This is a genomic window from Empedobacter sp. UBA3475 (assembly GCF_002378465.1).
GTDB lineage: Bacteria > Bacteroidota > Bacteroidia > Flavobacteriales > Weeksellaceae > Empedobacter > Empedobacter falsenii_B.
On record NZ_DFRA01000015.1, the window covers coordinates 77,374 to 84,618 of the forward strand.

Below are 7,245 nucleotides of genomic sequence, written 5' to 3' on the forward strand. Positions count from 1 at the left end.
GCAATTGCGAGGTTTTTTTATATATAGTTGAATAATAATTATTCTTCTGTAGATGGAGCTTCTTCTGTAGCAACTTCTTCTGATACTTCCTCTTTTTTCGCTTTTTTGTCGTTAGCGTAAATTGGGTTATCGAAGTTAAAGAAAGAACCTTCTTCTTTATTAGCGTTAGCTGCTTTTTGAGCATCTAATTTAGCTAATTCTGCTCTAGTTTTAGCAGCTTCTTCAGCAGCTTTGATAGATGCAGCATCTGGTACAATTTCAAATCCGAAATCTACTTCAACATCTCTGTGGAAACGAACTTTAGCTTCGTATTTTCCTAAACGTTTGATAGTGTTTCCAGGGATTCTAATGTTTTTCTTCTCGATTTCAACACCAGCTTTTACTAAAGCTTCTGCTAAATCTGCATTGTTGATAGATCCAAATAATTTGTCTCCAGAACCAACTTTAGCGTCGATTTTAACAACTAAACCATCTAATTTAGCTGCTTTTTCTTTTGCTGCAGCGATTAATGTAGCTTCTTCTGCTTTACGAGCTTCTAAAACTTCGTTTAATGCTTTTACGTTATTTGGAGTTGCAACTGATGCTAATCCACGAGGGATTAAGAAGTTACGTGCGTATCCAGGTTTTACTGAAACAACTTCAAATTCAAAACCTAAACCTTCTACATCTTGTCTTAAAATTACGTTCATGATATTTTAATATTTAGGTTATTATTTTAATTGATCACCAATAAATGGCATTAATGCTAAGTGACGAGCTCTTTTGATCGCTTTAGAAACTTTTCTTTGGTATTTTAAAGATGTTCCTGTGTAGCGACGAGGTAAAATTTTACCTTGCTCATTCACGAATTGAATTAAGAAATCAGCGTCTTTATAGTCAACGTATTTGATTCCAAATTTTTTGAAACGACAATATTTTGAGTTTGATTGTGTTTCGATATCTAAAGGAGATAAATAACGGATTTCTGATTCGCTACCTCCAGCTGCTTTTTTTGCTAAATCGTCAATTGCCATAGCTTTGCTTATTTGTTAGAGTTAGACTTTAATTTTGTTCTACGTTTTTCTGCCCAGTCCATACCGTGTTTGTCTAATTTCACAGTTAAGAAACGGATTACACGCTCATCACGTTTGTAAGCAACTTCTAATTGAGAAACTAACTCGTTATTGTCTGATTTAAATTCTACTAAGTGGTAGAATCCATTTCTTTTGTTTTGAATTGGGTAAGCTAATTTTTTTAAGCCCCAGTTCTCTTTTGCTACGATTTCACCACCGTTAGCAGTAACAAAGTCATTGAATTTATTAACTGCTTCCTCTACCTGAGAATCAGATAGAACGGGAGTCAAAATGAAAACAGTTTCGTAATGTGTCATTTTTAACTTCTTTTAAGTTATTATTTATACTAAAATTCGAGGTGCAAATATATAAATAATAATCCAAATATTACAAATGAATATTTATTGAATTTTTATTAAAACCTTATTTATTGAATATTATCGTTTTATCATATTGATCTTCAAAAAATATTGACTTTTTTTAAAAAAAATTTGCAGTTTAAAAAAAGTAGCTTACATTTGTCAACATAAAAGGCTAATGGCTTTTTCATAGGTTTAGGTTGGTTAAGGTTAAAACCCTCGTTTCTGCGAGGGTTTTCCTTTTTTTTCTAAAAACATCTTCTTAAATTTGGTCATAATAATTAATGTAAAATTTTATGACAACAAAATACAATCCTATTCCAAGCGAGTTATTCGTAAAGAACAGAGCGAAATTTGTAAAAGCAATGAAACCTCGTTCTCTTGCTATTTTCAATTCTAACGATATTTATCCAATTTCTTCAGATTCTACGTTACCGTTTGCACAACATCGTGATATTTTTTATTTATCTGGAGTTGATCAAGAAGAATCTATCTTATTAATTTTTCCTGACGCTTACGATCCTAAATATAAGGAAGTATTATTTGTTCGTGAAACAAACGATCATATTGCAGTTTGGGAAGGAGAAAAATTATCAAAAGCTCAAGCAACAGAAGTTTCTGGAATCAAAACTGTACTTTGGTTACAAGATTTACCAAATGTTTTGCGCAAATTGATGGTAGAAGCAGATAATGTTTATGTAAATAAAAATGAGCATTATCGCGTAACAGAAGCACCTCAAGTAGAAACGCGCGAAGATCGTTTTGTAAAACAATTGAAAGTAGATTATCCTGGACATACTTATTTACGTTCAAATCCTATTTTGCAACGTTTACGTTCTGTAAAAGAACCAGAAGAAATTCAATTGATTCAACAAGCGTGTGATATCACAGAAAAAGGTTTTCGTCGTATTTTAAATTTCGTAAAACCTGGAGTTTGGGAATTCGAAATCGAAGCTGAGTTTGTTCACGAATTTCTTCGTAATCGTTCAAAAGGTTTTGCATACACGCCAATTATTGCGTCTGGAAATAATGCAAATGTGTTGCATTATATTCAAAATAATCAAGAATGTAAAGATGGTGATTTGATTTTGTTTGATGTTGCAGCTGAATATGCAAATTATTCATCAGATATGTCACGTACAATTCCAGTTAATGGAAAATATACAAAACGCCAACGCGAAGTTTATGATGCAGTTTTACGTTGTAAAAAAGAAGCGGAAACGATGTTAGTTCCTGGGAATAATTGGTACAAATACCACGAAGAATTAGGAAAAGTTTATACTTCTGAATTGTTAGGTTTAGGTTTGTTGGATAAAGCAGATGTACAAAACGAAGATCCAGCTTGGCCAGCTTACAAAAAATACATGATGCATGGAACGTCTCATCATATGGGATTAGATACACATGATTATGGTTTATTGACTGATGATTTTGTGGCTGGAATGGTTTTCACAAACGAGCCAGGATTCTATATTCCAGCAGAAGGTTTTGGAATTCGTTTGGAAGATGATTATGTAATTCAGAAAGAAGGAAAACCTTTCAACTTGATGCAAAATATTCCGTTAGAAGCAGAAGAAATCGAAGATTTAATGAATAAGTAATCTTTCATTATATTAAATGATAACAAAAATGGAACTCAATATTGAGTTCCATTTTTTATTTTAAAGAATATTCTTAATCATTTTCTGGCGCATCATGTGATGGAATGTCATCTAAATCTAACATTTCTTTTGCAAGAGCAATCATACGTGGCGTTCCGGTATGTTTATTTTTTTCGTCCGAAAGTTTTACAACACCTGTCCATTTTATATCAATAGAAGAAATTTCGGTCAATTTCATCACGATATTCATAGGTTTTAAATCAGTGTCGTTTGTTAAGTTGGTTCCAATTCCAAATGATAATCCAATTCTTCCTTTGAAAGCTTTTGTAATCATTTCCACTTTTTCTGAATTTAATCCATCCGAGAAAATAATCGTTTTGAATAAAGGGTTGATACCCATTTTTTCGTAATGTGCAATTGTTTTTTCTCCAAACTCAATCGGATCTCCAGAATCATGACGAACGCCATCAAATAATTTAGATAATTTTTTATCAAATTGTCCAAAGAAAACATCCGATGTATAAGTGTCAGTCAAAGCAATTCCTAAATCACCATAATAAACTTTTACCCAACGATCTAAACTGATTGAATTCGCAATTTTGAATCCGTAACGTGCACCATGAAACATAAACCATTCGTGAGCGTGTGTTCCAATTGGTTTTACACCATATTTATGCGCAAAGTGAACATTCGAAGTTCCAACAAAGCTTTTTCCTTTATGGTTTGTTAATTCTTTCATTACGACATCATGAACTTCGTAACTGTGACGACGACGGGTACCAAATTCCGCAACTGTAACGCCAAGACGATTGTATAAATCAACTTTATCGCTTGTACGTTTTGTGATTTCTTCGTTTGTGATGCGTTTTGCATTAGTTAATTTGTAAAAAACTTCACTAATTAAGCAAAGAATTGGAACCTCCCACAGAATTGTGCGATACCAATATCCTTCTACATGCACTTCTACATCAGTACCATTTTGAGTGATTTTTACTTCATTTGGATCATAACGATAACCTTGCAAAAAATCTAAATAAGCTGGACTCAAATAAGGACAGTTCGTTGTGAAAAAGTTTTTTTCGTCTTTGGTTAAAGCAAGTGAAGCCATTGTATTGATTTCTTTTTGTAATTCATCTGCAAAACCTTCAGGAAATTGATGTTCACCACGGTTGATGAATTTATAGCGAGCCATTACATCTGGATATAATTTTGTAACGCCAAATTGCATGGTGAATTTATAGAAATCGTTATCGATAATAGATTTTATAATACTCATTTTTTAGGTTTAATTCTAATATATTCTGAAATTTAAAGATAAAAAAAAACCATCAATACAGATGGTTTTTGTATGATTATCTTGTTTTGAAGATAATTATTTTGTTGTTCTTTTTTCGATTTTAGGTAATTCGAAATTGAAAACTATTGTAAGGTCTCTGAATGATGAGTAATCAGATAGTCCTGATCCAGAAACGTAGTATTTATTTCGTGCATAAGCTAAACGAGAAGGTAAAATGATTACACCTTGAAAGTTGTATAAATCATTTGTAGAACGGTTTGTAGATTTAAAGTGTTTAAGCCCTTCTGCGAAATTTTTCAATTCGACATGTTCTCTTTTTACTCCATTTTTAGCTTCAGTTTCAGTAGGAATGTAGTAATAATAAGTTGGATCTTCTACAGCAGAAGTCCCTCCTAAATTTATTGAGTTCCATCCAGTTAGATAAATTTGACTAACTAAGCCATATTTTCTTTTGTAATCTGTGCTATTTGTAGCTAGGAAAGAGCTTGATTCAATATTTAAATAAATAGAAGTACTATCATTAGAAACAATAGATTCTCCTGTTCCTTTATGATTTGGATTTTCGGCATACCAAATTCCTAAGTTATCTTGTTTTGCTAAAGATTTTAATGTTGGATAAGCATCATCATCGTTTCCTTTTATGGTATCAAACTTTGTAAGTTTTCCATTTTTAGGATTGAAATAATAATCTTCCATATATTGTTGAATCGCTTCATCATCTAAAGCATTACGTTCTTCAACTGGAATTTTAGTTTCTTTATTTACACCATTATCATCATCATTATTACATCCTACTAAAACAGCAGAACATGCAATTAAAGTAACGAAGAATTTCTTTATCATGTTATTTCGATTTATATTGCGAATTTAGAAAAAATATTAGTTTAACCTAACAAATATTCAGTTTTAAATGAGATTAGATAAATTTCTTTGGAGTGTTAGATATTATAAAACGAGATCTTTAGCGGCTGATGCGGTAAAAAAGAATCGTGTAAAAGTGAATGGAGATGTAGCAAAAGCGTCGCGAGATATAATTCCAGGTGATGCGATTGAGGTGAGAAAAGATCAAATTAATTTATCTTTTAAAGTATTGCAAGTGCCAAATAATAGAATTGGAGCTAAATTGTTAACCTTGCATATTGTGGATACAACGCCAAAAGAAGAATATGAAGTTTTAGAGCTTCGAAAGCTTTCGCAAGATTATTATCGTGAAAGAGGTGAAGGTCGACCAACGAAAAAAGATCGCCGAGATTTGGATGAATATTTAGAAGAGGGTGGAGAAGATGCAGAAGGTATCATTATAAAAGGAGAAGATTTGGATTAATTCCAAATCTTCTCCTTTTTAAGATGTTTCATAATTTCGTCCAAAATCTCTAATGTACTTTGGTTCGAAATACTGATTGTATATTTTGCCTTTTCATAATATTGATTGCGTTCAAATAAATGTTTCGCAATAAACTCCATCATTTCTTCATTAGAAAGATGAGCAATTAAAGGTCGAGTTTCTTTTTTATTTTCTAATCGTTTCACCAATTGTGGTAATTGTACACGCATAAAAAATGAAATTGAATTGTTGGCAATTTCATTCATATTATCGAAATAAACAGGAGTTCCACCGCCTAAAGAAAGCACAATGTTTGTTGAAGTCAGAACTTCTTTTAAGGCTTCTCGTTCTTTTTTACGAAAACCTAATTCGCCTTCTTTTTCAAAAATCTCACTAATTTTTGTTTGATATTTTTGTTCGATAAAATCATCAAGATCAATAAATTCGAAACCCAATGCTTTGGCTAAATCTTTTCCGGTAGTCGATTTTCCGCTACCCATATATCCTACTAAAGAAATAATCATGATTAGTCTACTGGTAAGTCTTCTGAATAAAAAATAGTTAATCTCGCATATCCATCAAACGTATCAATTTGATATGAATACGTATTCTCCAAACGTCTTGCATCATAACGTTCCACATTATAAGTTACTTGATAATCTTCGTTAGTAACGATTGAATTTGAATGATGATATTTAGATTTTGGCGCATCTTTTTTGATTTCTGCTCTATATTGATTCAAGAATTTAATAGGAAAAGAATATGTTAATTTATAAACAATCTCTTGTGAAACCTGTATTGCTGTTATTTTATTCAAAAACATTGTTCCTTGATTATTGTTTTTAATCTTCAAAGAATCTAAACGATCTGAATTTTGAATGTATAAATTTTTTCCAAGTTTAGAAACCTTGAAACAACGATCATTCAATTTTTGATGAATAATCTGTGGTTGATCTTTTATTAATTCCTTTAATTCTTTCAATGCAAAATTAGACAAATGTGCATCTTTTGTTTCCTGATTACAATTGTTTGCATATTCAGAATCGGGTACGTCTGCCTCTGGGTTGTCAGATTTTTTACACGACACTATCGAAAACAAAGCAATAATAATATATAGTATATTCTTCTTCATTCTAAAATTTCAATCTTTAAATAGCGTTCCGAAAATAATTTCGGTTCACATAGATTTAGATTTGCTGGATGACAAATATAGTATATAAATCATTTATCAAATATATAAAATGATGTTTCTATGGCTTATTTTTTCAGTTTTCTTATCCGAAATTCTATCTTTCAAAAAAAAACTAAAAATTTATCTAAATTTAAGTTCTTAAAACCGAAATGATTAATTAATAAATTGTAAAAAACTTCACAAAACGTTTGTTAAATTAGTATTAAACGCCCTATATTTGCACTCGATTTAAGAAACCGACCTGGTAGCTCAGTTGGTAGAGCACAACACTTTTAATGTTGGGGTCCTGGGTTCGAGCCCCAGCCAGGTCACTTAGTCAAAACGTTCTTTTTTATATAAAAAAATAAAAACGTCTTTCGTTTTGTAAACTCAGATATAATCGTATATTTGCAGTCCGAAAAAACGGAGACCTGGTAGCTC

Annotated in this window: 8 protein-coding genes, 1 tRNA gene and 1 pseudogene; 3 read left to right on the forward strand and 7 right to left on the reverse strand. The window is 31.5% G+C overall.

Annotated elements, in window-relative coordinates; genetic code table 11:
* Positions 1–191: 191 nt before the first annotated feature.
* From rplI to rpsF, 3 genes and pseudogenes are all read right to left on the reverse strand, one after another.
* Positions 192–689 (reverse strand): annotated as a pseudogene (rplI, locus tag B3I31_RS04355) (50S ribosomal protein L9); the annotation flags it as partial.
* 21 nt (positions 690–710) lie between these two features.
* Complete coding sequence (rpsR, locus tag B3I31_RS04360) at positions 711–1,013, reverse strand: 30S ribosomal protein S18 (protein WP_019976570.1); 303 nt, start codon at positions 1,011–1,013, stop codon at positions 711–713.
* Between the two features lie 8 nt (positions 1,014–1,021).
* Positions 1,022–1,369: a 30S ribosomal protein S6 gene (rpsF, locus tag B3I31_RS04365; RefSeq protein WP_038334492.1), complete on the reverse strand. Its 348-nt coding sequence runs from the start codon at positions 1,367–1,369 to the stop codon at positions 1,022–1,024.
* A 338-nt stretch (positions 1,370–1,707) separates the two neighbouring features.
* Between rpsF and B3I31_RS04370 the strand changes: the two genes are divergently transcribed.
* Complete coding sequence (locus tag B3I31_RS04370) at positions 1,708–3,012, forward strand: aminopeptidase P family protein (protein ID WP_180904959.1); 1,305 nt, start codon at positions 1,708–1,710, stop codon at positions 3,010–3,012.
* Positions 3,013–3,085: 73 nt separating this feature from the next.
* On the opposite strand, the gene pncB is transcribed toward B3I31_RS04370, so the two are convergent.
* The gene (gene pncB, locus B3I31_RS04375; RefSeq protein ID WP_291058941.1) at positions 3,086–4,288 is read right to left on the reverse strand and encodes a nicotinate phosphoribosyltransferase; all 1,203 of its coding nucleotides are present in this window, start codon (positions 4,286–4,288) and stop codon (positions 3,086–3,088) included.
* 96 nt (positions 4,289–4,384) lie between these two features.
* Positions 4,385–5,152, reverse strand: a complete 768-nt coding sequence (locus B3I31_RS04380) for a hypothetical protein (RefSeq protein ID WP_291058943.1) — start codon at positions 5,150–5,152, stop codon at positions 4,385–4,387.
* A 67-nt stretch (positions 5,153–5,219) separates the two neighbouring features.
* On the opposite strand from B3I31_RS04380, the gene B3I31_RS04385 reads away from it, so the two are divergent.
* Entirely contained in the window at positions 5,220–5,633 is a 414-nt protein-coding gene (locus B3I31_RS04385) for an RNA-binding S4 domain-containing protein (RefSeq protein ID WP_291058945.1), read from the forward strand.
* Here the strand turns inward: B3I31_RS04385 and B3I31_RS04390 are convergent.
* Positions 5,630–6,157: a shikimate kinase gene (locus tag B3I31_RS04390; RefSeq protein WP_038334501.1), complete on the reverse strand. Its 528-nt coding sequence runs from the start codon at positions 6,155–6,157 to the stop codon at positions 5,630–5,632. The genes B3I31_RS04385 and B3I31_RS04390 overlap by 4 nt on opposite strands.
* A 2-nt stretch (positions 6,158–6,159) precedes the next feature.
* On the reverse strand, positions 6,160–6,765 hold the full coding sequence (locus tag B3I31_RS04395; RefSeq protein ID WP_115001390.1) for a hypothetical protein: 606 nt from the start codon (positions 6,763–6,765) through the stop codon (positions 6,160–6,162).
* A gap of 298 nt (positions 6,766–7,063) precedes the next feature.
* Between B3I31_RS04395 and B3I31_RS04400 the strand changes: the two genes are divergently transcribed.
* Positions 7,064–7,136, forward strand: a tRNA-Lys gene (locus tag B3I31_RS04400).
* Positions 7,137–7,245 lie beyond the last annotated feature (109 nt).